This window comes from Cellulomonas sp. GbtcB1 (assembly GCF_019091725.1).
Lineage (GTDB): Bacteria > Actinomycetota > Actinomycetes > Actinomycetales > Cellulomonadaceae > Cellulomonas.
In genome coordinates, this window is the sequence record NZ_JAGXJG010000110.1 from 1 (window position 1) to 2,837 (window position 2,837).

At 79.1% G+C, this 2,837-nt stretch carries 4 protein-coding genes; all 4 read right to left on the minus strand.

The window, feature by feature from the left end; all coding sequences use genetic code 11:
• On the minus strand, positions 1 to 196 hold a 196-nt coding region (locus KVT14_RS19885), incomplete at its 3' end, for a hypothetical protein (protein ID WP_217617244.1).
• Positions 193 to 1,023, minus strand: coding sequence for a C40 family peptidase (locus KVT14_RS22770; protein WP_217617245.1), 831 nt, complete (start codon positions 1,021 to 1,023; stop codon positions 193 to 195). The genes KVT14_RS22770 and KVT14_RS19885, both read right to left, overlap by 4 nt.
• Entirely contained in the window at positions 1,020 to 1,469 is a 450-nt protein-coding gene (locus tag KVT14_RS19895; RefSeq protein WP_217617246.1) for a flagellar FliJ family protein, read from the minus strand. Before KVT14_RS19895 ends, KVT14_RS22770 begins: the two co-directional genes overlap by 4 nt.
• A complete protein-coding gene (locus KVT14_RS19900; RefSeq protein ID WP_217617247.1) occupies positions 1,466 to 2,782 on the minus strand; it encodes a FliI/YscN family ATPase in 1,317 nt (438 codons plus the stop codon). The genes KVT14_RS19895 and KVT14_RS19900 overlap by 4 nt, the downstream gene beginning before the upstream one ends.
• Positions 2,783 to 2,837 lie beyond the last annotated feature (55 nt).

A 2,837-nucleotide genomic window follows, 5' to 3' on the forward strand; every position in this document is an offset into this window, starting at 1 on the left:
GGTCGGCGGCGGTGCGGTCGGCGCCGGGCCGGTCGGCGGACGACCGGTCCGGCTGCGCGGCCCGGTCCTGCGGGCCGGCGGCGAGCGCGCCCTGCAGGACGGCGTCGAACCCGGTCGACGCCGAGCGCCCGGCGGCGCCGGCCGACGCGGCGACGGCGGCGCGCGCCGGGGCGGCGGGAAGCGTGCTGATGGTCACGAGGCGGCCCCCCAGAGGGACGTGAGCAGGGACGAGGTCGAGGTGCCGGCGCCGGCCGAGCCGGAGCCGAGGGCGCCGAGCGCCTGGGTGAGCGAGCCGGTCGCGCCCGACGCGGCGGTCGAGCCGGCGGAGCCGGTGAGCAGCGCCAGCGCGTTCTGCCCGGCGGCGGTGCTCGCGAGCGCGGAGGACAGCGCGGCGGAGGCCGGGGCGGCCGTCGGGGTGGCGGCGGCCTGCGGCAGGACCCGCCGGATCGTGGTCGGCTCGGCGTACACGTCGCGGATGGTCACCGACTTCCCCGGCTTCGGGGCGTCGATCATCTTCCCGTCGCCGACGTAGATGCCGATGTGCTTCCCGCCGTTGAGCACGACCAGGTCCCCGGGGAGCGCCTGGTCGAGCGACGGCACCGACTCCCCGAGGGTCGCCTGGTCGCGGGCGACCCGGGGCACCCCGGAGGTGATGCCGAGGTCGGCGAGCGACCGGAGCACCAGCCCGGAGCAGTCCAGGCCGCCCTCCGCGAGAGACTCGCCGCCCCAGACGTAGGGCGTGCCGAGGTACTTCTTCGCGGCCTCGACCAGGTCCTGGCCGGTGACCGTCGTGGACAGCGCGTTCTCGGGCACGGTGCCGAGGTCGGCGCCGGCTGCGCCGGTGAGCTGCGCGAGCGCGGTGGCGAAGTCGGTGCCGGCGGCCGGCGAGCCGGCGGTCGACGTCGCGGAGGACGCCGAGGACGCCGTCGCGGACGACGTCGACGCGACCGCCACTGCCGCCGGCTCCACGTACGCGCGGATCTCCGCGATGCGGGCCTGCACGGCCGCCACTCCCCCGGTCACCGGTCCCCCTCCGCGTCGGCCCCGGCGGGCACCGCGGCGCGGCGCCGGCCGGCGACCTCGTCCAGCACGACCTGCTCGGCCCGCTGCTCCTCGGCGCGGACGACCGTCTCGTGCTTCTCCTGCAGCTTCTCGAGCGTGCGGGTCTGCGTGCGCGCGGCGGACCACGCCGCGTCGGCGGCGTCGACCTCGTCCTGCGCGACGAGCACCTGGGCGCGCCGGTCGACCAGCAGCGCGGACAGCGCGAGCCGGCTGGCCACGACGGCCTGCACGCCCCGGGGGTCGGCCCCGGGCGGGAAGACGGCGGAGCCGAGCGCGGCCTCGGTCGCGGCGGCGCGGGCCACGGCGGCGTCGCGCCCGCGGGCGCTGGTCGCGCGCTGGGCGGCGGCCTGCTCCTCGGCGAGCGCCCGCAGGCGCAGCAGCCCGGCCAGGCGGAACGCGCGGCTCACGGCAGGTCCCCCATCGCGGCGACGAGCGCGGCGAGCCGCGCCCAGGAGTCGGCCGACGGCGCGCGCTCGTCCATGCCCTGGCGCAGGAAGGCGTCGATGTCCGCGCCGTGCGCGACGGCGGCGTCCACCAGCGGGTTCGACCCGGCGACGTAGGCGCCGACGTCGAGCAGGTCCTGGGCCTGGCGGCGCGCGGCCATCACGCGGCGGAGCCGGGTGGCGGCGGCCTTCTGGTCCGGTCCGGTCACGCGGGAGGCGACGCGGGAGATGGAGGCCAGCGCGTCGACGGACGGGAAGTGCCCGGCGACCGCGAGCGACCGCTCCAGCACGACGTGGCCGTCGAGGATGGACCGGGCGGCGTCGGCGATCGGCTCGTTGTGGTCGTCGCCGTCCACCAGCACGGTGTAGAGGCCGGTGACCGAGCCGGTGGCGCCGGTGCCCGCGCGCTCCAGCAGCTGGGCGAGCAGCGCGAACGTGCTCGGCGGGTAGCCGCGGGTCGCCGGGGGCTCGCCGACGGACAGGCCGATCTCGCGCTGCGCCATGGCGACGCGGGTCAGCGAGTCCATCATCAGCACGACGTCGTCGCCGCGGTCGCGGAACCACTCGGCGATCCGGGTCGCGACGAACGCGGAGCGCAGCCGGACGAGCGGCGGCTCGTCGGAGGTCGCCACGACGACGACCGACCGGGCCAGGCCCTCGGGGCCGAGGTCGTCCTCGAGGAACTCGCGCACCTCGCGGCCGCGCTCGCCGACCAGGGCGATCACGGAGACCTGCGCGTCGGTGCCGCGGGCGATCATCGACAGCAGGGACGACTTGCCGACGCCGGAGCCCGCGAACAGGCCGAGGCGCTGGCCGCGGCCGGCGGTCACGAGGGTGTCCAGCACCCGCACGCCGAGGTCCAGCGGCTGGGCGACGCGGGCGCGGGCCAGCGGGTGCGGGGCGTGCCCCGTCACCTCGGCGGCGCCGACGCCCAGCAGCGGGCCCTTGCCGTCGATCGGCCGGCCGAGCCCGTCGAGCACCCGGCCGAGCAGGCCCGGGCCCACCGGCGCGGTGAGCGCGGTGCCCCGCGGGCGCACCGGCATCCCGGCGCGCAGGCCGTGGGTCGGGCCGAGCGGCATCGCCTGCGCGGAGCCGCGGCCGGTCGCGACGACCTCGGCGGGCACCTCGGTGCCGTCGCCCGGGTCGATGGCCACGAGCTCGCCCACGGCCGCACCGGTGCCCGCGACCTCGACCGTCAGACCGACGACGCCGCGCACGGTGCCGACGCGCTCGGGCCGGGCGGCGCCGAGCGCCGCGCCCCACGCGGGGGCGCGCAGCAACGCGGCGGCGGGCTCGGCGAGCGGCGGGAGGGCGGACGCCGGACCCGCGGCG